The sequence below is a fragment of the Bacillus sp. YKCMOAS1 genome, assembly GCF_030268125.1.
Lineage (GTDB): Bacteria > Bacillota > Bacilli > Bacillales > Bacillaceae > Bacillus > Bacillus safensis.
On record NZ_BSEI01000006.1, the window covers coordinates 111,538 to 133,599 of the forward strand.

Consider the following 22,062-nt stretch of genomic DNA (forward strand, 5'->3'; position numbering starts at 1 on the left):
GAGCACTGGAGCGAATTTGACATTCGTGAGCACCGGAGCGCAGACCTGACACCGAATGCGAGGGTTTGTCTACACGCTGAAGGACAGAGCGTATGCTCTGTCCTTTTTTCATCTCAATCTTGGGATAAATAAATCCAATTGCGCTTATCAAATTGTTTTACATCATCTGATCCTATATGACGCAGCATTCTATTGAAGAACGTGATGTCATCTTCATCATCGATGGCATATAAATCCTCTTGAACATAATCTCTCGTAATAAAATTCGTTAAGTTCGTATTATTTACAAAATCAGCAAAATACGATTGGACAAGAGTTAAATCCTCTTCACTCAACTTTTCATCATTAATAATTGAAATATGAAACACATTCAAAATCGCTTGTATATCTTCTTCATCCATATAACATAATGGATCTAGTTTTCTATCTTCTTCAGTAAACGGTTTTCGAGTATCTTCAATGATGACGTAACATAATATTCGATGATCTTTCATCACGCTAAAAATTTCCAAATCCCGTAATTTTAGTGGTCGATTCAGTCTAATCATTTTTCCTCCTGTAAATCAAAATTTTGTCGTTGTGTATATCCCCGTTTCTCCAAAATCTGAAATGGACAGAGCCTATGCTCTGTCCATTTTTTCTCTTCTAGCAAAGTCGACGAATCTAAAGCGGTCTAACCTGTGACGGCTTTCTGTGTATTGAAATAGACTCGTATCCTCTAAGAACACATAATTCTTTACCACGACGACATGGTCAAATCCCTTTAAATCAAGGTACTTCGCATCCTCTTCTGTACATGGCTCTACCACAAATTCCTTTTGAGCATAGCTGATTGATACACCGAGTTCTCCTTCAATATACTCGTAGATTGATCCTTCGCATATGTCTTTAGACAATACTTCAACATGCTTTTGCAAAAAGTAGTCCTTGTCTAAAATCACTTCTTCCCCGCTAATATTGCGAGAGCGAATGACTTTCCAGACGTCCGTCTGTTCGTCAATTTTTAGCTGAGACTGAATATACTGATCCGGTTTGATTAAACCAAATTCATGAACCGTTGTGACTGTCTTTCGGCCAAGCGTTTTGGAAAGCTCTTTAAAGCTGACAAGACCTGATACAGGGAACTGCATTTTCTCCCGATTCAGCAATACAGAGCCTTTCCCGCGGATTTTTTGGATATAGCCATTTTGCACAAGAATATTTAATGCCTTTCTCACCGTCTCCCGGGACGTGTCGTACATAATCGAAAGCTCATGCTCTGATGGGAGGATGCCTTTATCCTGCCATTCACCTTGTTCGATTCGTCTTGCTAGCTGATCATAAATCACTCGAAACTTATTCTCTTTCATTTTCCCTCCGCCCCATTTTCTAGCGTTTGGTTAAATGATAAACGATTGACTCATATGGGCGCAACGTAAATCCCTTGATATGTGCCGGCACATCCTCATAATTGGATAACAGCACTTGACACTCCATCTCATCAGCAGCCTGCACAAGCTCATCAGGAAGCGTAAAGTGCGCCTCACCTGCATAAAAGTGGTTGATCACGAGGAGCTTCTCATCCTTGCTTTCTCTAACATAAGCAAAAATCTTTGGATCTTCTGCTAGGAGTAAGGAGAAGCTGCCATATGTGATCACGTCAAGTTCTTTACGCAGTCTGCAAAGGGCTTGGTAATGATAGAAAATGGACGTCTGATCTTTTAATGAAGCCTCGACCGAAATGTCGTTATTGGCTGGCTCAATCCAAGGCGTTCCTGTTGAGAAACCTGCATTCTTCTCTGAATTCCACTGCATTGGTGTTCTCGCATTATCTCTTGACTTGACCTGTAAAATGGCGAGTGCTTCTTCCTTTGATTTCCCCTTTTCAAGCATGACTTCGTACATATTGAGTGATTCGATATCACGATAAGACGAAATGTCCTCAAAGCGAGGATTCTTCATGCCTATTTCCTCACCTTGATAAATATAAGGAGTCCCCTGCATGAGATGAATCGTGGTCGCCAGCATCTTCGCTGATTGCTGATGATACGTGTCATCATCACCATACCTTGAGACGATACGCGGCTGATCATGATTGCACCAGAACAGCGCATTCCAGCCGCCGCCCTCATGCATTTTCGTTTGCCATTCAGACAGAATCGACTTCAATTCTTGAAAATCAAATGGTGCGATCGCCCACTTTTCACCATTTGGATAATCCACCTTTAAATGATGGAAGTTAAACGTCATATCCAGCTCCTGCCGATCAGGTCTTGTATACCGAATACAGTCTGCGATATTCGTTGAAGACATTTCTCCCACTGTCATGCTATCGTATTTCGAAAAAACCTCCTGGTTCATTTCATGCAAAAATTCATGAATTCTCGGACCATCGGTATAGTACATACGGCCGTCGCCTTGCACAGATTGTCCGGCATCATCTAAGAAACGCTGATCCTTTGAGATGTTGTTGATGACATCCAGCCTGAACCCATCAATTCCTTTTTCAAACCAAAAGTGCATGATGTCATATACTTTCCTGCGCACCTCATCCTTCTCCCAATTGAGATCCGCCTGAGTGACATCATATAAATGAAGATAATAATCTCCTGTTACTTCGTCCAGTTCCCAGGCTGGACCGCCAAATTTTGACTGCCAATCATTCGGGGGAGATCCATCCGCTTTTGGCTCCTTCCAAATATAATAATCTCGATAAGGGTTATCCTTTGACTCACGCGAGGCTTGAAACCACTCATGGAAAATGGATGTATGGTTAACGGCTAGATCCATGATGACTCGTATTCCTCTCTCATGCGCTTCCTTCAGCATGCGTTCAAAATCTGTCATTGTGCCGTACATCTCATGGATTTTTGTATAATCACTAATATCATAGCCGTTGTCATACTGCGGGGACTCATACATTGGCGTGAGCCAAATACAATCCGCCCCAAGCTCTTTGATGTAATCAAGCTTTTTCGTCACGCCATTGATATCACCTGTCCCAGAGCCGGTTGTATCTAAAAAGCTTTTCGGATAAATTTGATAGACCACCGCTTTTTTCCACCACGGTTCATTTGTTTGCTGATTCAATTTCCTTCACCACCACTAGTTAAGTTCGTCTGAAAAATCCTTCTTCTTTTTTAGTTTTGCATATAAAAGAGTGCCGATGAATGGGACGATGAGTACAATCACCATTCCGATTGCAAATGCACCCCAATATTTCGGGATAATGGAGAAGATTCCTGGAATGCCGCCAACACCAACTGAGCTTGCCAGCACCCCTTGAGAGGCGATAAACATACCGGCTAATCCTGAGCTGATCAGAGCAAAAATAAATGGGAATCGATAACGCAGGTTGACCCCAAACATGGCCGGTTCAGTAATTCCTAAATAAGCAGAAATACTTGATGTCAGCGAAAGTCCTTTTTGCTTTTCATCTTTTAAGACAAACATCATCGCAAGGGCAGCTGATCCTTGTGCAATGTTGGATAAGGCAAGCATTGGCCATAGGAACGTGCCGTGCAGCTTTGAGTTAATCAATTGAATATCCACAGCGAGGAACGTATGGTGCATTCCCGTAATGACTAATGCTGCATACAGTCCGCCGTATAATAGACCGCCAAGTGCTGCGAATTGCTGGAATACCGCTACAAGTCCAGATGTTAAAACATTACCGATTGCAAATGTAACAGGTCCAATGACGATGAATGATAAAAATCCAATGACTAATAACGTAATCGGTGCAACAACTAACAGCTGAATACTTTCAGGTGTCCGTTTTGTGATAAATAATTCGAGCTTTGCAAGTAAATAGGAGGCAACGAGTATCGGAAGAACCTGTCCTTGATAGCCTACCTTCTGCACTTCAAGGCCAAACAAGTTCCAAACAGGAATGTCACCTGTCTTCTCTGCCGCTCCATAGCCCCATGCGTTTAACAAGTCCGGATGCACGAGCATCAGACCGAGGACCATCCCTAAAAGTGGATTCCCCCCAAACCGCTTCACAGCTGACCAGCCAATTAATGCTGGCAGGAACGTGAAGGCAGTGCCAGCAATTAAGTTGATCATATTGGCTAAATCAGCCCATGCCGGGTACACATCCACAATGGATTTTTGATCGAAGAAAATATCAGGAGCTGTTAAAATATTATTAATCCCCATTAATAAACCGGCTGTGACGATAGCAGGAAGAATCGGTATAAAGATATCCGCAAGCGTTTTCACAGCACGCTGCAATGGATTCAATTTTTGATCAGAGGCACGCTTAACGTCCTCTTTTGTGGCTTCCCCAATTCCCGTCCTTTTGACCATTTCGGCATATACTCGGTTGACGACCCCTTGGCCGATAACAACTTGGTATTGACCGTTCGCTGAGAAAGATCCCTTCACTTCATCAATTTGTTCAAGTGCTTTCTCATCCACCTTGCCTTCATCTTTCAGCACAAAGCGCAGCCTTGTTACACAATGTGTCGCTTGATCGATATTTTCTTTGCCGCCGATGGCTTTCACAATCTGATCTGCTGCTGTCTGATAATCAGCCATACTATCCCCTCCGAGATCGTTTTTTTATATAAGAAAAAAGAACCAAAAAACTTGTATATACATGTTTACTTCATATTTTATATTTGTATATACATGTAGTCAACAATAAAATGTAGCGCTTACATAAAAAAAGCTCCCTCAATGTGCTCAGGGAGAGGCAGCGTGTCATTATCTTTTTTTATGCTCTGTTAATTTCTCGTAGACCTTATTTTTGTAAAAGGAGGAGGCTGGGCGGGCAAAAGTTTGACGCTTAGATGTAAGTTCATCCAGACGTTTTTGTTTTTCTTCACATATGAGAGACAGTTTCTTTCTTTCCTCTCCATCTATACTCGATTGAAGCAATTCTTTGACAGTCATAAGTTCTTTTTTCAGCGCTGTTTCTTCCCCAGCAAATCCGGCATTTTTCATAATGCGGTAGCCCATTCTAAGTTCTTCTGGTACATGAGCAGCGTCATCTTTTGGCAGAGGCTTCCCAAAGCCAGATAATCCTTCAAAAGCCCCGTTATCCATCGCTTTTTTGATCCGTTCTTCTGATAATCTCTGCGCAAAATCCATAGCGTTTCTCCTTTCACCGCAAGTATGTGATTAAGCATAGCAAAAAAGCTGGCTCTCTCACAAGAGCCAGCATCAGCGTCTAGACAAACCCTCGCATTCGGTGCTCGTCCCTTCTTCGCTGAAAAGAGAAAAAGGGCTAAAATATTTTAGCCCTTTCTCGTTATTTCTTGTCGATTTTGAAAGTTGAGACCATTTGTGCTAAGTCTTCTGACATGTCAGAGAGCTGTTCAATCGCACTTGAAATTTGCTGCATACCAGCACTTTGCTGTTCTGTTGCTGCCGCCACTTCTTGTGAGCTGGCTGCATGTTCTTCCGATACAACAGAAATTTGCTCAATCGATGTAGAAATCGTTTGATATGCTCGTTCAACTTGCTTAATAGAAGCAAGCAAATTGTTCGTTCTTCTTGAAAACTGAGATACACCGTCGTAAATCACAGCGAAGTTCTGTGACGTGCCTTCCATTTGCTCACGTCCTTCTTCCACTGCTTTACTGCTTTCCTCTACGCTTTCAAGAACACGCTGGCTGTTTTCCTGTGTACCGATAACGAGGTCTGAAACGGTTTTAGCTGCATCTGCTGATTGCTCTGCTAATTTACGTACCTCATCTGCCACAACAGCAAACCCTTTTCCTTCTTCCCCAACACGTGCCGCTTCAATGGAAGCATTCAGTGCAAGAAGATTCGTTTGTGCTGAAATGTCCGTAATAATCGAGATCACACTTTCAATCTCCGTCGAATGGGATTGTAATTCTTCTGCTGCCTGCTTCGAGTTGGTCATCTTGTCATGTAACAAGTTCAGATGATCAAGCACATGGTTCACAAGTTTTTGACCAGATTCTGACTGGTCCTGTACGTCAGATGAAACAGATTTCATTTCATCGACTTCTTTTGTGACGCCTTCGATTTGAGTATCGATCTCTGCAACAGATCTCGTACAATCCGTAATATTTGCGACAGAATCATTGATTCCTTCACTCATATTCGTCATGGCTTCTGACACTTGCTGCGCACTTTGACTTGATTCGTTCGTCACCGTGCGAAGCTGTGAAGACATTTTTGATACTTCACTAGATGAGTGCGAGATCTTCGAAATGAGCTCTTTGATCCGCCCCTGCATCTTTTGGAAGGATGCGGCAAGCTGGCCGATCTCGTCTTTACTCTCAACTTCTACCATTCCAGTTAAATCACCGTCAGCAATTCGGTTCGCTGATTCCATCAATGAACGTGCTGGTTTCGCAATTCTTCTTCCCATGATAAAGGAGAAGAGCAATCCACCGATGAGCACAATAGCCGATGCAACCGTAATGTAGATTGTCAGCTTCTTCGTTGTGGCTGGAACAATTGATGCATCTAAATCAATCCCTAAAATCCCTGTCAGCTCACCGCCTGAATCTTTGATTGGCAAAAAGACTGATTTATGTGTTCCGTATGAATCATGGTAAATATCACTTTTAACCATTTTATCTTCAGAAAGGGCTTGCTTCATCTCATCTGAAAATGCATAATCCTGGTCAAAATCATTGTCTTCCCCAGTTAATACGATAATTCTTTCTTTACCGCCTTTATTAGATAACACGTATAAGTTCTCAAGCGTATGATCTTTTTGAAGCTCTGTGAATTTCTTTTTGATATCGACATAAATGGGATCATCCTTCCCGCTAATGCTGAGCACGTTTCCATCGATGTTATCGATTTCTTTTTTGGCGGTATCAATATCTGTTGTTAATCGATAATCAAATTGCTTTAATAACTGGGATGATAAATCCTGGCTGACTAGATAAAATGTTAGAACGAATAATGCAACGGTTGCGAGTAATGTTACGGTAACGACTGACATGATTTTAGAGGATATCGTGTATCCTCCAAATTTCCTTTGTTTCGCCATTTTTTCCTACATCTCCACTCTCAGATTTGGTTTAAGCATGTACATTTTCAAATTGTCCACAAACAGATGCAATCACATCTTTTAAATAAGATACGATATGAGGGATATGCTCTGGTAACGTATAAGGTGAGATGACAAAAAACTTACTAACACTTAGATAGAATTCTTGACCTTCTTTTGAGTTAACAAGTAAAAACTTCGTTGTATCGCCAAAGAACATCTCGTCTCTTTTCTCTCCAAGCTTTTCAAACAGCATTTTGTTCAATTCATTGTTTCGCTCAATTTCCATTGAAGTCGCTTCGCCAGAAATCTCTTCTTGAAAACGCGGTGAGCCGTCTAGGTAAATTCTAAATAATGTAGCCATTCCGACGTTGTCATCATTCACGACTTCTGCTTGCGGAATTTCCCTACTAAGTGCTTCTCTGAAGGCAAGGTTTACTTCTAAGAATTGACCGAGCAAGCGCTGGTAGCCTTCAATCCCAAACGTTAGCAGCACACTCAGCATGCTGATTGAGCTTCCCATTCTTGAGCACTCTAGTGTATAACCCGTATGGTATTCCCCGTAGCCTCTATGGCCAACATATGGAGTCTCTTGTTCTTCCAGATCCAAACGCTTTAAGTCAGCAGCGTTTTTCACTAAGAATAAACTGGATGTGTAAGGTGTTTGGCCGAGCTTTTGAAAATCAAAGCACATCGAGTCTGCAAGAGAAAGATGCTGGAATTTCGCTTTGATTTCTTTTAGCATACGAAGAACACCGTCTGAGAATTGCAGCGGGTTTTCTGATACATCATACTCATTAAAGAAAGCAAAGAATCCACCCAGCGCCGAATCTGCATGAATATGCGGCACCTTCAGATCATACTTTTCAGCAATCGCTTCTGCTGTTTCACGTACCCCTTTTACATCATCAATTGCAATGGCATCTGTTGTTCCGGTTGTTGCCACAATATAAACGGGAATCCCGCCACCCTGTGCAACACATTCCATTTGACAACGCAAATCTTCCATATCCATTGAATGATCTTTATTCGTCTTAATTCTGATCAAGTTGTTTGTGCCAAGTCCTGTTGCTTCCATTGACTTAAATAAGCTGTAATGTGCGGCATCAGAACAAAACGCATAAAGATTTTGCGGAACTCCTTTTCGCAGTGACTCCGGCGCAGCTTTGGCAATCGCTAAACGAAGTCCTGAAAAAATCGCTCCTTGACCTCCCCATGTTGTGTATCCCCCGCTCACATTTGGATCATATCCGATGAGCTTAGACATCATTGAGACCACTCTGACCTCAGCTTCCGCACCTGCTGGTCCATAAACATCCCATAGGTTGTTTCCGTTTACCAGCATAGCTGTCAGCATGCCTAAAATTCCTGGTGTACTTGCCATTGGCAAAATGTTCGTGAAGAAATACTTGGTGTGGTATGGATGGTTATGTAAAAGCTTCAGTAATTCTTCATTCACAAGTTCCGCTTGCTGGCCGTTCATCGGAATTTGACTTGTTTCAGTGAGCTTTTTGTAAAAATTCTCCCCACGATTCTTTTCACCTTTAAGGTGTGCACGGTTGGGATCCTTCAGGTCATCGACCCCTGAAATGATCTGCTCCATCAATTTGACGAGTTCTTTACGCTCTCCTGCATTTCCGTCCTCACTCGGAAACCAGTTCTGAACGAGGTTCTCTGCTCGTACAGTCATATACTATCAATCCTTTCAATGGAAGATTTCCTGTCACTGTCTATATCGACCCCAATTCAGAAGTTTATAGTCTCAATATGTTCACTTAAGTATATCCAGATAATTTGTTTACTTATTAAAATAAATGAAACCCTTAAAAAACACATTAAAATCATTATGTTGTTGAAACACAAAAATATATTGATATATCGTATGAGAGGAATTTTTATCCATCATCTTGTTCCGTTCCATTGTTCATTTTTTTTGCTTAACCTGCATAAACATTAATAAACAATGGAAAAACTCTCTAAATGACCATTGTAGAAACCGAATTAATCCTTTAGACTTATGCCTTTTTACCTGTTTTATTGATATAGCAACTGGAAAATCGCTGAATTTTCTGTCAATAATAGGCCGATTTTCATAAAAAGTTTTTCGATGGGCGAATATTTTCATTTTCTCTCCTTTTATTGCTCGGACAGGCTTGCAAAGGCGCCTCACCGGTTATGACTTTTCTATTTGTGCATTTCGTGGTATATTCTAATGGTTCGTTTTCTTTCGTTCCGCCTCTTCCGTGTATCGGAGAAAAGGAGTGTTTATATGAAAACATTTATTCAAAAAAGAGGTCTCGGCTTCTTTCTGATTGCAGCCATCTTACTATGGCTCAAAACATATTCAGCGTATTTAATCGAATTTAAACTTGGTATATCAAATGTGCTTCAGCATATTTTGCTTTTCGTGAATCCTATTAGCTCCAGCTTGTTCTTTCTTGGCTTTGCTTTATTGTTCAAGAAAAAATGGCAGCCTGCCGCTATCATTGTGATTCACTTTTTCATGTCTTTTTTACTATACGCAAACATCGTGTACTATCGATTTTTCAATGACTTTATCACGCTGCCTACAGTGATGCAGGCAGGAACGAATGGCGGACAATTAGGTGATAGTGCATTTTCACTCATGCGTTGGACTGATGTGTTTTACTTTATTGATACAATCATTTTGATCGTACTTGCAGTCCGCATGAAAAGGCAGCAGCAAACAAGTACAGCCACGACTGTACCTGTACAAAAGTCAAAATCGTTTAGACTCGTCCTTGTGTCCTCTGTTGTGATCTTTGTTTTGAACTTAGTTGCTGCAGAGATCGATCGTCCAGAGCTTTTATCAAGATCGTTCGACCGCAATTATTTAGTTAAATATTTAGGTGCTTATAACTTTACTGTGTTTGATGCCATTCAAAATGTGAAATCAAACAGCCAGCGTGCTCTCGCAAATTCAAATGATGTGACAGATGTAGAGAATTATTTAAAAGCGAACAGCGCTGATCCTAACCCGGCTTATTACGGGAAAGCGAAAGGCATGAACGTGATTACAATTTCTCTTGAATCTCTGCAAAACTTTGTCATTGATTATAAAGTGAATGGAAAAGAAGTAACGCCGTTCCTTAACTCATTGGCACACGACAACAAAACGTTTTACTTTGATAATTTCTTCCATCAAACAGGACAGGGAAAAACGTCTGATGCTGAATTTATGATGGATACTGGATTATTCCCATTATCACAGGGCTCTGTTTTTATTAACAAAGCGCAAAACACATATCAAGCACTCCCTGGTATTTTGAAGAAGGATCAATATACGTCAGCAGAATTCCATGGCAATACGAAAACCTTCTGGAACCGTAATGAAATGTTTAAATCCTTTGGGTATGACAGATTTTACGATTCTGAATACTACGATATGAACGAGCAAGATACGAAGAACTACGGACTGAAAGACAAACCGTTCTTCAAAGAATCGATGCCAATGCTTAAAAACATGAAGCAGCCGTTTTATTCGAAATTCATTACCTTATCGAACCATTTCCCATTTGGAATGGACGAAGGTGACACTGATTTCGAACCTGGTGACTTCGGTGACTCTGTTGTCGATAACTACTTCCAATCGGCTCATTATTTAGATGAAGCGATTGAACAGTTCTTCAACGATTTGAAAAAGTCAGGTCTCTATGACAATACAGTCGTCATTATGTACGGAGATCATTACGGTATTTCTGAAAACCATAATGAAGCGATGGAAAAAGTGACTGGACAAAAAATTGGAGATTATGAAAATGCACAGCTCATGCGTGTGCCGCTCTTTATCCATGTACCTGGCGTAAAAGGCGGACAGATTCATAAATACTCTGGTGAAGTCGATGTCGCACCAACCCTTCTGCACCTGCTCGGCAATGATACGAAGAACTATTTAATGTCTGGTTCTGATATCTTATCGAAGAACTTTAAAGAGCTTGTGCCATTTAGAAACGGTGATTTCGTGTCTAAGGACTACACTAAAGTAGGCAATAACTATTACAGCAACAAAACAGGCGAGAAAATCGAGCCAACTGACAAGGCATCACAAGAAAATGAAACGGTGAAAAAGATGCTGGAGACATCTGATAAGATTGTCACCGAAGATTTACTTCGTTTCTACAAACCTAAAGGCTTTACACCGATTGACCGCAACGACTATGACTATACAAAGAAAGTACAGGATGAAAAGGATTCCTCTTCCGCCAAAGATGAATCCAGCTCTTCTTCAAAATAACTTTCTCATGCTAAGAACCAGCCGATCCTTGATCAGCTGGTTCTTTTTACGTTTGATCATGATTGCACCGGGTATAGGAGAAGAAGGAGGGATTTATCATGAAGAAAACAGCAGCTTTTGTCGTGACTGCCTCACTTGCTTCGTCTGCCCTATTCGGTTTCAGCCCTGCTGTCTCAGCACACGCCATGACCAAACCAGCAGCAGAACAATCCGTTCCTCAAGGTCCAAAAGCCGCGCTTACCAGCATTTATGAGCTGGCACATAAAGGGCAGATGCCTTACTATGCAAAAGGGCTCAAAATAGGCGTTCAAACAAAAAAAGACGTTCATCATAAGCTCGGAAATCCATACCCAGAACCAGGTCAAAGCAGCTTTGATCTCTATCACGCTGAAATGGGGAATCCTGGATTTGCTTTTCACTATGATGCAAAAGGCAAGATTGATGAAATCCGTTATTTCGGAACGAATGTAGAAAAAGAAACGAATATTGGTGGAATGACCCCTGCTCTACTAAAGAAACAGCTCGGATCAGCGGATTCAGTGAGCACCATCCCGCAAACAAAAGAGAAAAAATATGTGTATCGAACCGGTGATTATGAACTCGAATTTATTGTAGGCCATGATCCAGATATTAGCCAGCATGAACTCACCGTGCTGCATATCAACTTGATAAAAGCCAATTCTTAAATAAAAAAGCATCCTGAGCACATGCTCAGGATGCTTTTCTTTTATTATGATGCCACTTCTAATTGCGGCTTTCTTTTCAGTTTTCGTTTGAGGACTGGACCTGCTACATAATCAAGACCAAGTTTTCCGGCATTTCCTTTCGCTGCCATGATGAAGACTGCGATCAGAAGAAGAAGCGGGTTAACAGAGACGGTTCCAGCTAGTAAGAAAGAGACATTCATCACGCTTCCAAAAAAGGCTGCCGTTGTTGTGAATAATCCGACAATTAATCCTAGGCCTACTAAGATTTCTCCCCACATGACCATAGCACTGAATAATCCGGCATTCGGCAAAGCGACATTTTCTAAAAACCATACATAGAACGGATACACAAGATGACCATCTTTGACGACAGGTTCAGATATCGCAAATTGCAAATAGCCTGATGCATCAAATCCACCTGTTAGTTTTCCAATACCAGATGTCAGCCAAGTCCATCCGATATAAAGTCTTGCTGCCAAAAGGATAACGGCTGCCCATACATTCGTTTGTAAGAATTTTGTAAACATGATGATGCCTCCTTTTAAATTATGTGAAATATTTCACATTTTCTTTATGATCTTATTATACTATGTTATATCTTATTTGTGATCTTTTTCACATATATGTTCACAAATTGTTCATGACATCTAATTTTTCCCAATCTCAAAAGTGTGTGCAGCTTGTTGAAATAAACTTTTGGAGCGTGACGCGTTTCATGTTTTTCAAACAACTCAACTGCTGTGTCAAAGTACGATAAAGCTTATGTGAATTTAACTAAATGGAAATAGCATATAGCCAATTTGAAATTGTTGAAGGGATGAGGTATTGGTTAGTAGTGATGTGTACCTTTAAAGAACCAGAAGTAATACTCTAACAACCTGTCCGGTCAGTTAATATTTTAAAATAAGCTTTCGTCTGCTGTTCGAGAAAAAAATCCTTTACTAAGACCGTAGTCAGAGAAAATATAAGCCTCGAGCGGGTTTAATCAATTTCCTTCTCTCTTTATTATCAAAGTAAGTAACACGTCACAATTAACTAGAGAACATTAAGGGAGAGAAGACAATTGAATAAATTATGGCGTTTCATCGTGTATGTATGCGTTTTCGTTCTGGTTGTTGGAGGAACCGGAGCGATCGGTTTCATGAGCACGATGCAGGAGGCTATGTCGGTTTATGATAAGCCAGTTCCTGCTTCTCTACAAAGCATCCAAACTCCTACCTATGATTCGAAAAAGCCAACAGTGGTCGTTATTTTGGCGAATGAAGTAACCGAGGTGTTTGATTTTCTCGTACCATACGAAATGTTCTCCATGACGGATTCGTACAATGTGTTTGCGGCAGCTCCCAACAAAAACATAAAATCGTTGACGGGCGGGCTTGATGTCGTACCGCATTACTCTTTCGACGAGTTGGACAAATTGACAGGCAAAAGCCCGGATATAATTGTGATCCCTTTCATGCCGATTTTGGATGAAGCGCAATACAAGCCCGTCCGCGATTGGATAAGGAAGCACTCCGGCAAGGAAACGATATTGTTGTCCATCTGCAATGGGGCGGAAAATTTAGCGGATACCGGCCTGCTGAACAGGAAATCTGCAGCAACACATTGGGGAGATATCAGCAGATTGGAAAAGAAATATACCGAGATTACTTGGAAAAGGGATCAGCGTTACGTGCATGACGGTAACATAGTCTCCTCGGCCGGCCTGACTTCGGGGATTGATGCCACACTATATGTTATATCCCAGCAAATGGGAGATCCTGTAGCGGAGAAAGTGGCGAAGGAAATGAATTACCCTTCCTACGATTTTGTTCAGCATCCGCAAATGGAGCCTTTCACGGCCGGATTGAGCGATATCGTCTATATTTTGAACAATGCGTTTCAATGGAACAAGGAAAAGAACGGAGTCCTGCTGTATGACGGTGCCGACGAGCTGATGTTATCCTCGGCTTTTGACACGTACGGGGCTTCTGGAACAACAACAACATTGACGATATCCAACAAACGCGAGCCGGTTGTTACTCGGCACGGTCTGAATCTGATCGCCCGATATCAAATAGAGGATGCTCCAAAACTCGACAAAATGATTTTTGTGGGACCGGACGTGAAGACGCGCGCTGCAGACGATATCCGAAACTGGAACGTGAACGGTGGAAAAGCTGAGCAGCTTTTCCTGCACAGTGATTCGCCAGAGCGGTTCGCGATGGAACCTGCGTTTGAAGATTTGGCGAAGCAAGAAGATATCTTGACGGCGAAATTCGCCGCCAAGCGGCTCGAGTACCGCGCCACAAGCCAGCTTAAGCTTAAAGGAGCACCATTTTCGTACGAAGCGTTCGGCATACCGATCGGTGTCGGCTTGTTGTCTATGTTCGTCGTATATTTGGTAGAAAGACGTTTCTTAAGGAAAAAAACTGTTCCTGCATAAAACAGGATGTAAAAGAAACACCACTGTTTGGAATTATTTATACATGTTTGGACCAGATTAGGAAGAAGAAGCACAATCTATTTAGGATTTTTTAAGGAAAAATGAGATTGATAATGCTTTTAAAGTCGCCATGATGGTTGATTACTATAAATTTAATTAAATTCCTTATTAAACAAACGAGTACCGATAGTTCAACAAACTATGAGTAATTTTAGGACTAAGCCCATATTTTAGTTATTCCATTAAAGGGCGCTATTATTTAAGATCAAAGGTAGAAAATGATCAAACTTTTTTATAAAACCAAAACTTAAATATGCTCGAGAAGAATCCATTTTGATCATACTTTTTTCAAAATGGATTCTTCTAATTTATCGTAAAATAAGGGTTTATCAGGTATTTTTGATTAAACTTTATAAAAACACCCTCTATCAAGAGAGTGTTCTTTGTGCTGAGTAAAACTGAACAGGTCACCACCAGAATTCATCTTATCTTGTTCTTTCTGCTTCATAGAGGTAAACTTTTCCCTTGCGAAAACCGTCTCAGTCATTTCAGACAGTAAAAAGGGGTTTAATTTTGTATGAAAACACTATTTCATTTTGCTTATTTACAGGCCATCTCATGTCTATTCCCCGTCATGATCTTTGCGGCACTTGCCCTATCAAAGACGGTGTCTATTCCTTTTCTTCACCGGTATGATTTCATTCTACTGCTTTGCCTCGCAGCTCAAATCCTAATGCTTGCGTTGCGGCTGGAGACTTGGACGGAGCTAAAGGTCATTTGTCTATTTCATCTCATAGGAATCTGTTTGGAAGTGTATAAAGTACATATGGGCTCTTGGTCCTACCCAGAAGCAGCTTATACAAAAATATTCGGGGTTCCACTTTATAGCGGCTTTATGTATGCAAGTGTGGCTAGTTATATTTATCAAGCATTTTCACGACTTCATGTAAAAGTGACCGACTGGCCTCATCCATTTCTTTCAATTGGTATCAGTTTGTGCATTTATCTCAATTTCTTTACGCATCACTGGCTTTATGATGTCAGGTGGTGGCTGACATGTCTGCTTGTTGTTGTGTTTTGGAAAACGTCGGTTTCGTTTCAGGTTGGTCCATCTTCCTTTCGAATGCCGCTTGTTGTTTCATTTTTCCTGATTGGCTTTTTCATTTGGATTGCCGAAAATGTCACCACCTTTTTAGGCGCATGGCAATATCCAAATCAGCAGCATGCTTGGTCTCTCGTCCATCTTGGTAAAATCAGTTCGTGGTTTTTACTTGTTGTCATCAGCATTGTACTAGTGATCGAACAGCGAAAACAAAAAAACGTTCAGCCCATTTGACCTGGCTGAACGCTTTTTTTAATCTCGATCGACTTCCTTACGGAGATCATCTGCGACAAATTCTACATTCGTTCCAATAATAATTTGTACGGATGTTTTTCCAGAAGTCAGCACCCCTTTGGCGCCTGCTTTTTTCAATGTACCTTCATTTAATAAATTTGTATCCTCTACTGTTAAGCGAAGACGTGTGGCACAATGATCAATCGTTGTGATATTATCTTTGCCGCCAAGTCCCTCTACGAGCATACTTGCTCCTCCTGTTGTCACCGCATCATCCGCTGCGATATCTTCCATGTCATCATCTTCCCTGCCTGGTGTTTTCAGCTTTAATAGTTTAATGAGGAAATAGAAAACGACAAAGTACACGACGCCATAAATGATTCCTACTACAAGAAGCAAGATCGGCTTTTGCGCAATACCGAAGCTTAAGACGTAATCAATCGCACCTGCTGAAAAGGCAAATCCGCTATGAATCCCAAGGGTGTTCACAATAAAAAGCGAAAGCCCCGTCAAAATAGCATGGACACCATATAAAAGTGGAGATAAAAACATAAAAGAAAATTCAATTGGTTCAGTGATCCCTGTTATAAATGATGTAAGTGCCATCCCAATCATCAGACCCGCTGTTGCTTTTCGCTTCTCAGGTTTTGCAGTTACAACCATGGCTAGACATGCCGCTGGCAGACCAAACATCATCACTGGGAAGAATCCGGTCATAAAGACACCCGCGCTTGGATCTCCTTTAAAGAATCGCGCTAAGTCCCCTGTTACCCCGTTGAATTCGCCAAATTGAAACCAAAATAAATTATTTAAGACATGATGAAGTCCCAATGGAATAAGCAATCGGTTAAAGAAACCAAACAGCCCTGCACCTGTTGCACCAAGACTTAAGATCCATTCCCCTAAATCATTGATCACACTTTGAATCGGAGGCCATACATATCCGAAAACGGCTGCTAATAGAATGGTGAAAAGTGCCGTCATAATAGGCACAAGCCGCCTTCCGCTAAAGAAACCTAAGTATTCCGGCAGTTTCGTATCCTTAAATTTATTGTAAACATAACCTGCCAAAAGCCCACATAAAATACCGCCCAATACCCCCATATTGTTGGTTGAGTTGATCGACGTGGTACCGGCTGACAAAATAAAATAAGAGATTGCACCTGATAATGCCGCTGCCCCGTTCCCATCCTTTGAAATACCAATCGCTACACCCATAGCAAAAATTAAAGCCAAGTTCGCAAAAATTGCATTCCCTGCCTCATAAATAAACGGGATATTGAATACATCCTCACGCCCAATGGCCAAAATAATCCCTGCTGCTGGAAGTACAGCGATTGGAAGCATAAATGATTTTCCTAGCTTTTGAAAAAACTGAAACACCATCTGACTTCTCCCCCTTTGTCATCATCATGACTAAATCGTTCATGATGTTCATAAAAAATATATCATATGCACGTCTAGTTATCTATACCAATTTGTCCACATCGATTTGAATTCCGCTCTTTACTCTTTTGGCGTAAAATGTGGTAAGCTATTGATTAGAATGAAGATATAGAAAGCGGGAATGAACAGTGATTGTCAAACATGATCATGAGTTAGAAGCCTTAAAAAAAGTCGGCCGAATTGTCGCTTTGGCAAGAGAAGAAATGAAAAGCCAAGCGAAACCAGGCATGTCTACAAAAGAATTAGATTTGATTGGGAAAAAAATATTAGAAGAGCATGGGGCCAATTCTGCACCTGAAAAGGAATACGACTTCCCTGGTACCACTTGTATCAGCGTGAACGATGAAGTGGCACACGGTATCCCTAGTGAAAAAACCATTTTACAAGAGGGTGACCTCGTAAACATTGATATCTCAGCAGAGCTTGACGGATATTATTCCGATACAGGCATTTCATTTGTTTTAGGTACAGGTGATGCTCGTCTTGAAGCATTATGTAAGTGTGCGGAGGATGCATTCCTAGAAGGATTAAAACATGCAAAAGCCGGTAAAAGACAAAACCAAATTGGCCGTGCGGTCTACAATACAGCGAAAGAACAAGGGTTTACCGTTATTAAAAACCTGACAGGACACGGCATTGGGAAGAACCTGCATGAAGCACCCAACCATATTTTGAACTACTATGATCCATTCGATAATGCTTTGTTTAAAAATGGCACAGTTATTGCCTTCGAGCCCTTCATTTCAACAAATGCTGAATCGATTTATCAGGCTGATGATGGCTGGACATTTAAAACACCAGATAAAAGTCTAGTCGCACAGATTGAACATACCATTGTGATCACTAAAGACGAACCGATTATTTTAACAAAGCTGTAAGCCAGCGGATCCCTTCCTTTACTGGAGGGGATTTTTTCATGCCCGTTTCACGAATCTGTCACGACTAAACAAAAATGCCTGTGGTAAAATAGGCAAAGATATGCGAAAGGGGTCTTATTTGATATGTGGTTCATCATCATAGGTGTTATCTTTTTCATCGAAAGTATTATTTTAACGGTTGTAGGGATTAAGAAAAAACAATCCATGATGACCTATCTTGGTGTTGTCATCATGATTATGACGGTCGGCATGATCCTCGTTACCCTCAACCCGCCAAATTCATAAATCAATATTTCCAGCATATACATGGATCATAGGCAGATAGAATCAGTTTTCATTTCATGACACCTGCACGCTTTTCACGTCCTTTTTTGAGATGTTACAATGCAGGCAGCTTCAATTGAAAGGAGTTTTCTATCATGCATTATGGTAGCAAAGGCTGGTATGTCGAAGAATTAAAGAAGCTTGGTGTGACTAAGCATGAAGGAAGAAAGCTTCAAAGCTTAAAAACATATTTCCTTGCAAATCTTCTTGAGCAAAAGAAACGCAGCTCATAAGCGCTGAAAAGCCGTACATCTTAAGCTGATGTACGGCTTTTTTTAAATGTGCTGAATTCGTTTTTCTAAAGACTTCCTCACCACATCTGCTAAAGCCTCTACTTCAAGAACGGCTTTCAGTCTCTCCGGGCTTGTTTGACGATATTTGACTTCATTGACCTCATGGACCGTAATTTGATGGGGCGCTTTTTCTACGAGTACAAGCGATGCATCAGGCGGTACCATGCCTTCTTTCAGTACACGTAAATAAAAGCCTGTATACCCTGTTTTCTGCACTTCCTTTACAATCTTCATGTTGCCATGCTTAACAGATAATTTCACACAAGGCTGTCTTGGCTGGCTCACCTCAACAAATGCATCTCCAAGCTGAAACACATCGCCAATATGCACATTCGTCTCGACTAGCTTGCGTACTGTTACATTCTCGCCAAAGGCAGCTTCCTGTAAAGGAATTCCTAAAAATTGCTCAAAGTAAGCATAATGATCATACGGAAAGACGCAGACGGCTTTATCATAGCCCCCATGATGAACCAAATCACCTTGGCCATCTCCCTCAAAATTGATCTGACTTAAATACACAGGCTCATGAATGCGCTTTTTGTTGATGGCTGTTTTGATTTCTTTTCCGTTCGCATAGGTGATGATAGGTTGTCCCACTTGGATTCCTTCTATGGCATATCTCTTCTGTCCCACGATGGCCATCTCCTTTGGTTGTCTACTGGCTTTTATTTTACATCGTTTGACAAACAAATCAAAGTCGAGGCGTGAAGATCAGATGCAGGCTATGGTACGATGTGAAAAAAGGAGAGATGACCATGGTTCATTATCACGCCATTGTAAAAGGACGTGTGCAAGGAGTCGGCTTTCGTTATTTTGTTCAGGGAGAAGCCGTCAATCGTGGAATGAAAGGCTGGGTACGCAACACAGATGAAGGGCATGTCGAGTTAAAGGTAGAGGGTGAGCAGCAGAAAGTGATTGAGTTCTTAGAAACTGTTCGGAAAGGAAGTCCTTTTTCAAAAGTCACCGACATGCAAATGGAGCCGCTCACGGAGCTTGCTCATTATCAAGATTTTCGAATACGGTCATAAAAAAACCTAGCTCTCGCTAGGCTTTTTCTGTCCCGTGATAGGGCTTGTCCTGATAAAAATAGTTTGGTTTCACAATCGTATTGTCGTAATGCTTGTGGAATATGTGGGTAGCAGCTGGTGATACTGGCGGAATCAGCCATGTCCAGTCCCCAGTCAGCTTGCGGTCAGCCTTCTCTTCCTGCTTTTCAAACTGCTTGAATTGATGTGCTGCTGTATGGTGATCGACAATGGTTACCCCTGCTTCGCGATAAGAATGGAGAACCGCCACATTCAATTCGACAATGGCTTTATCCTTCCAAAGGGACGAATTCTTGGTCGTGTCCAGTCCTAAAAGAGAAGCAACTTTTTTTAGCATATTATAGCGGTTTTCATCCGCTAGGTTGCGTGCGCCAATTTCTGTGCCCATATACCAGCCGTTGAACGGTGCAGCGTTGTAATGAATACCGCCAATCTCTAATTTCATATCAGCAATAATCGGAACCGCATACCATTTTAGTCCCAAATCACGGAATCCATCATATTCAGGATGGGTGATCTCTACCTCTTGAACGATTTCTTTCGGAAGCTCATACAGAACAGGTGGCTGACCTTTTAGCTGAAACATGAGAGGCAGAATATCAAAATGTGTGCCCTCTCCTTTCCAGCCATGGGCTTCACATAATTTTGTTAATTCAAGAGATGCCTCGTCGCCGATGATGCCATATTCCGTCTCATAGCCTGCATAACGAACGAGCTGATGATTATAAATGACGACTTCCTTCTGCTTGTGACTCTCTGGGGGAAAGATCGTAATAGACGGTTTGATTTTCCCGCCATTTGTCGCATACTCAATATGATGAAAGAGCGCCTCTTTCACCTCATCCTCTGTCTTTACATGCCGGCAGTCATGCACTTGCAGGGTCGACCAAAACAAACGGCCAATGCAGCGGTTACTGTTGCGCCATGCCATTTTCGCCCCGTGAGCTAATTCCTCTAGTGTATGCGTATAACTACCTTCAGACTCAATTTCTTTTTTTATTTCATGCAGACGTGCTGCTTTCTCTTCATTTGACTTATTTAATTCTTCATAGCATACAGAAATAAAAGCTTCTGCTTCATTCCACAACGCTTCTTGATTACTCAAACATACTCGCCTCACTTTAATACGAATATATCCATTGTAGCGGTTTCTATTGATAAATTCACTCGTTTCAAACCATTTTTTATCAAATCATCCGACCATTGTCCTTAGACCATAGATGAATCAATACGTATAAGGGTCTTTTGGAGCCAGCGGACATAGCCTTTTTCTCTTTCGATTGCCCTTGTCAGCACTAAGTAATGCCCAAATTGCGCTGAATGCAGTGATTCAGCAGAAGGGTCTTCCTCTGTCAAAGCGTGCAGCTTTTGTTCCAGCACATCTACTTTCTTGGTGCGCTCTAAAAGTTGATATGCAAAGAGGTCAGCCGCTTCTTTTTTGTCCATGGAGGAGATGAAAAATGTTTTGAGCATGAATTCATCCTTTGTTGTTTCTGGAATCGGATCTTTTGTTCTTAACCACTGACGCAATTCTTCTTTTCCTGCCGTTGTAATTTGATAGACCTTCTTCTCCAGCTTTTTTCCTTGTATGTGAATATCAAATTCAATAAACCCTTCCTCTGTAAGACGCTTCAGCTCAGGGTAAATCTGACTGTGCTTTGCACTCCAAAACTGTCCAAGGGAGTCCTTAAAATGTTTCGTAATATCGTATCCTGTCAGCTCATGCTGATCCAGCAAGCCAAGAATGGCATATTTTAGTACTCTCATGATGTGCCTCCAACGCTTATTCTTTGACAATAGTATACCATAGACTTTAAAATAAACATGTAAATCACAACATGTTTGAAAAAACATCATTCTAATGAAAGAAGGAATAAACATGGATCAATTCGTTGGACTTCATATGATTTATACGTATGAAAATGGCTGGGAATATGAGATTTACATTAAAAACGATCACACCATTGATTACCGCATTCATAGCGGAATGGTTGGAGGACGTTGGGTCCGTGATCAGGAAGTAAATATTGTAAAGCTGACAAAAGGCGTATACAAAGTCTCTTGGACAGAACCAACTGGGACAGACGTCTCTCTAAACTTTATGCCTGAAGAAAAACGCATGCATGGCGTCATCTTCTTCCCAAAATGGGTGCATGAACGTCCAGACATCACCGTCTGCTATCAAAATGACTACATCGATCTCATGAAAGAATCTCGTGAAAAATACGAAACCTATCCGAAATATGTTGTCCCAGAATTTGCGGACATTACGTATATCCATCATGCAGGTGTGAATGACGAAACCATTATCGCAGAAGCACCATATGAAGGCATGACAGATGAAATAAGAGCTGGACGAAAATAAAAAAGCGGCACGCCTAGTGCCGCTTT

Annotated in this window: 21 protein-coding genes; 9 read left to right on the forward strand and 12 right to left on the reverse strand. The window is 41.3% G+C overall.

The genetic code is table 11. From position 1 onward, the window contains the following. Positions 1-113 precede the first annotated feature (113 nt). From QSJ46_RS17100 to QSJ46_RS17130, 7 genes are all read right to left on the reverse strand, one after another. Complete coding sequence (locus tag QSJ46_RS17100; protein WP_107164092.1) at positions 114-548, reverse strand: terpene synthase; 435 nt, start codon at positions 546-548, stop codon at positions 114-116. A gap of 72 nt (positions 549-620) precedes the next feature. Beyond that, positions 621-1,349, reverse strand: a complete 729-nt coding sequence (gene treR / locus QSJ46_RS17105; protein ID WP_041087239.1) for a trehalose operon repressor — start codon at positions 1,347-1,349, stop codon at positions 621-623. Positions 1,350-1,368: 19 nt separating this feature from the next. Further along, positions 1,369-3,069: an alpha,alpha-phosphotrehalase gene (treC, locus tag QSJ46_RS17110; protein WP_212040510.1), complete on the reverse strand. Its 1,701-nt coding sequence runs from the start codon at positions 3,067-3,069 to the stop codon at positions 1,369-1,371. Positions 3,070-3,084: 15 nt separating this feature from the next. Continuing rightward, positions 3,085-4,521, reverse strand: a complete 1,437-nt coding sequence (treP, locus tag QSJ46_RS17115; RefSeq protein ID WP_107164094.1) for a PTS system trehalose-specific EIIBC component — start codon at positions 4,519-4,521, stop codon at positions 3,085-3,087. Positions 4,522-4,689: 168 nt separating this feature from the next. After that, positions 4,690-5,076, reverse strand: a complete 387-nt coding sequence (locus tag QSJ46_RS17120; protein ID WP_024425857.1) for a DnaJ family domain-containing protein — start codon at positions 5,074-5,076, stop codon at positions 4,690-4,692. Between the two features lie 160 nt (positions 5,077-5,236). Next, a complete protein-coding gene (locus QSJ46_RS17125) occupies positions 5,237-6,961 on the reverse strand; it encodes a methyl-accepting chemotaxis protein (RefSeq protein WP_224930735.1) in 1,725 nt (574 codons plus the stop codon). A 31-nt stretch (positions 6,962-6,992) separates the two neighbouring features. Then, positions 6,993-8,651 (reverse strand): pyridoxal phosphate-dependent decarboxylase family protein, encoded by a 1,659-nt coding sequence (locus QSJ46_RS17130; RefSeq protein ID WP_285605081.1) that lies wholly within the window; start codon positions 8,649-8,651, stop codon positions 6,993-6,995. A gap of 579 nt (positions 8,652-9,230) precedes the next feature. On the opposite strand from QSJ46_RS17130, the gene ltaS reads away from it, so the two are divergent. Then, the gene (ltaS, locus tag QSJ46_RS17135; RefSeq protein WP_107164097.1) at positions 9,231-11,216 is read left to right on the forward strand and encodes a lipoteichoic acid synthase; all 1,986 of its coding nucleotides are present in this window, start codon (positions 9,231-9,233) and stop codon (positions 11,214-11,216) included. 98 nt (positions 11,217-11,314) lie between these two features. After that, the gene (locus QSJ46_RS17140; RefSeq protein ID WP_285605082.1) at positions 11,315-11,902 is read left to right on the forward strand and encodes a YjgB family protein; all 588 of its coding nucleotides are present in this window, start codon (positions 11,315-11,317) and stop codon (positions 11,900-11,902) included. Between the two features lie 44 nt (positions 11,903-11,946). Here the strand turns inward: QSJ46_RS17140 and QSJ46_RS17145 are convergent, their stop codons facing one another. After that, positions 11,947-12,450: a DoxX family protein gene (locus QSJ46_RS17145; RefSeq protein WP_024426621.1), complete on the reverse strand. Its 504-nt coding sequence runs from the start codon at positions 12,448-12,450 to the stop codon at positions 11,947-11,949. Between the two features lie 536 nt (positions 12,451-12,986). On the opposite strand from QSJ46_RS17145, the gene QSJ46_RS17150 reads away from it, so the two are divergent. Next, the gene (locus QSJ46_RS17150) at positions 12,987-14,348 is read left to right on the forward strand and encodes a DJ-1/PfpI family protein (RefSeq protein ID WP_212040507.1); all 1,362 of its coding nucleotides are present in this window, start codon (positions 12,987-12,989) and stop codon (positions 14,346-14,348) included. A gap of 577 nt (positions 14,349-14,925) precedes the next feature. After that, entirely contained in the window at positions 14,926-15,684 is a 759-nt protein-coding gene (locus QSJ46_RS17155) for a DUF817 domain-containing protein (protein ID WP_224930730.1), read from the forward strand. 18 nt (positions 15,685-15,702) lie between these two features. On the opposite strand, the gene nagE is transcribed toward QSJ46_RS17155, so the two are convergent. Next, positions 15,703-17,070, reverse strand: coding sequence for an N-acetylglucosamine-specific PTS transporter subunit IIBC (nagE, locus tag QSJ46_RS17160; protein ID WP_212040505.1), 1,368 nt, complete (start codon positions 17,068-17,070; stop codon positions 15,703-15,705). A 188-nt stretch (positions 17,071-17,258) separates the two neighbouring features. Here nagE and map point away from each other — a divergent pair, with 188 nt between their 5' ends. The 3 genes from map (at position 17,259) to QSJ46_RS17175 (ending at position 18,565) form a co-directional block, all read left to right on the forward strand. Continuing rightward, positions 17,259-18,008 (forward strand): type I methionyl aminopeptidase, encoded by a 750-nt coding sequence (gene map / locus QSJ46_RS17165; protein WP_024424611.1) that lies wholly within the window; start codon positions 17,259-17,261, stop codon positions 18,006-18,008. A gap of 123 nt (positions 18,009-18,131) precedes the next feature. After that, entirely contained in the window at positions 18,132-18,293 is a 162-nt protein-coding gene (locus tag QSJ46_RS17170) for a hypothetical protein (RefSeq protein WP_087978305.1), read from the forward strand. A 134-nt stretch (positions 18,294-18,427) separates the two neighbouring features. Continuing rightward, complete coding sequence (locus tag QSJ46_RS17175; RefSeq protein ID WP_064497716.1) at positions 18,428-18,565, forward strand: YflJ family protein; 138 nt, start codon at positions 18,428-18,430, stop codon at positions 18,563-18,565. A gap of 42 nt (positions 18,566-18,607) precedes the next feature. Here the strand turns inward: QSJ46_RS17175 and QSJ46_RS17180 are convergent, their stop codons facing one another. Next, positions 18,608-19,258, reverse strand: coding sequence for an MOSC domain-containing protein (locus tag QSJ46_RS17180; protein ID WP_107164102.1), 651 nt, complete (start codon positions 19,256-19,258; stop codon positions 18,608-18,610). Between the two features lie 122 nt (positions 19,259-19,380). Between QSJ46_RS17180 and QSJ46_RS17185 the strand changes: the two genes are divergently transcribed. Beyond that, complete coding sequence (locus QSJ46_RS17185; RefSeq protein WP_107164103.1) at positions 19,381-19,653, forward strand: acylphosphatase; 273 nt, start codon at positions 19,381-19,383, stop codon at positions 19,651-19,653. Between the two features lie 16 nt (positions 19,654-19,669). Here QSJ46_RS17185 and QSJ46_RS17190 read toward each other — a convergent pair whose 3' ends face one another. Both QSJ46_RS17190 and QSJ46_RS17195 read right to left on the reverse strand, forming a co-directional pair. Beyond that, a complete protein-coding gene (locus QSJ46_RS17190; RefSeq protein WP_047203015.1) occupies positions 19,670-20,776 on the reverse strand; it encodes a nitric oxide synthase oxygenase in 1,107 nt (368 codons plus the stop codon). Positions 20,777-20,880: 104 nt separating this feature from the next. After that, positions 20,881-21,438 (reverse strand): PadR family transcriptional regulator, encoded by a 558-nt coding sequence (locus tag QSJ46_RS17195; protein WP_107164104.1) that lies wholly within the window; start codon positions 21,436-21,438, stop codon positions 20,881-20,883. A gap of 112 nt (positions 21,439-21,550) precedes the next feature. Between QSJ46_RS17195 and QSJ46_RS17200 the strand changes: the two genes are divergently transcribed. Then, on the forward strand, positions 21,551-22,036 hold the full coding sequence (locus QSJ46_RS17200; RefSeq protein ID WP_008341777.1) for a phenolic acid decarboxylase: 486 nt from the start codon (positions 21,551-21,553) through the stop codon (positions 22,034-22,036). Positions 22,037-22,062: the final 26 nt, after the last annotated feature.

What these genes read in the sequence shown, in the direction of transcription:
- QSJ46_RS17100 (WP_107164092.1), bottom strand. Translation starts at nt 548, where the DNA reads ATGATTAGACTGAATCGACCACTAAAATTACGGGATTTGGAAATTTTT.
- treR (WP_041087239.1), bottom strand. Translation starts at nt 1,349, where the DNA reads ATGAAAGAGAATAAGTTTCGAGTGATTTATGATCAGCTAGCAAGACGA.
- treP (WP_107164094.1), bottom strand. Translation starts at nt 4,521, where the DNA reads ATGGCTGATTATCAGACAGCAGCAGATCAGATTGTGAAAGCCATCGGC.
- QSJ46_RS17120 (WP_024425857.1), bottom strand. Translation starts at nt 5,076, where the DNA reads ATGGATTTTGCGCAGAGATTATCAGAAGAACGGATCAAAAAAGCGATG.
- QSJ46_RS17125 (WP_224930735.1), bottom strand. Translation starts at nt 6,961, where the DNA reads ATGGCGAAACAAAGGAAATTTGGAGGATACACGATATCCTCTAAAATC.
- QSJ46_RS17130 (WP_285605081.1), bottom strand. Translation starts at nt 8,651, where the DNA reads ATGACTGTACGAGCAGAGAACCTCGTTCAGAACTGGTTTCCGAGTGAG.
- ltaS (WP_107164097.1), top strand. Translation starts at nt 9,231, where the DNA reads ATGAAAACATTTATTCAAAAAAGAGGTCTCGGCTTCTTTCTGATTGCA.
- QSJ46_RS17140 (WP_285605082.1), top strand. Translation starts at nt 11,315, where the DNA reads ATGAAGAAAACAGCAGCTTTTGTCGTGACTGCCTCACTTGCTTCGTCT.
- QSJ46_RS17145 (WP_024426621.1), bottom strand. Translation starts at nt 12,450, where the DNA reads ATGTTTACAAAATTCTTACAAACGAATGTATGGGCAGCCGTTATCCTT.
- QSJ46_RS17155 (WP_224930730.1), top strand. Translation starts at nt 14,926, where the DNA reads ATGAAAACACTATTTCATTTTGCTTATTTACAGGCCATCTCATGTCTA.
- nagE (WP_212040505.1), bottom strand. Translation starts at nt 17,070, where the DNA reads ATGGTGTTTCAGTTTTTTCAAAAGCTAGGAAAATCATTTATGCTTCCA.
- QSJ46_RS17170 (WP_087978305.1), top strand. Translation starts at nt 18,132, where the DNA reads ATGTGGTTCATCATCATAGGTGTTATCTTTTTCATCGAAAGTATTATT.
- QSJ46_RS17175 (WP_064497716.1), top strand. Translation starts at nt 18,428, where the DNA reads ATGCATTATGGTAGCAAAGGCTGGTATGTCGAAGAATTAAAGAAGCTT.
- QSJ46_RS17185 (WP_107164103.1), top strand. Translation starts at nt 19,381, where the DNA reads ATGGTTCATTATCACGCCATTGTAAAAGGACGTGTGCAAGGAGTCGGC.
- QSJ46_RS17195 (WP_107164104.1), bottom strand. Translation starts at nt 21,438, where the DNA reads ATGAGAGTACTAAAATATGCCATTCTTGGCTTGCTGGATCAGCATGAG.
- QSJ46_RS17200 (WP_008341777.1), top strand. Translation starts at nt 21,551, where the DNA reads ATGGATCAATTCGTTGGACTTCATATGATTTATACGTATGAAAATGGC.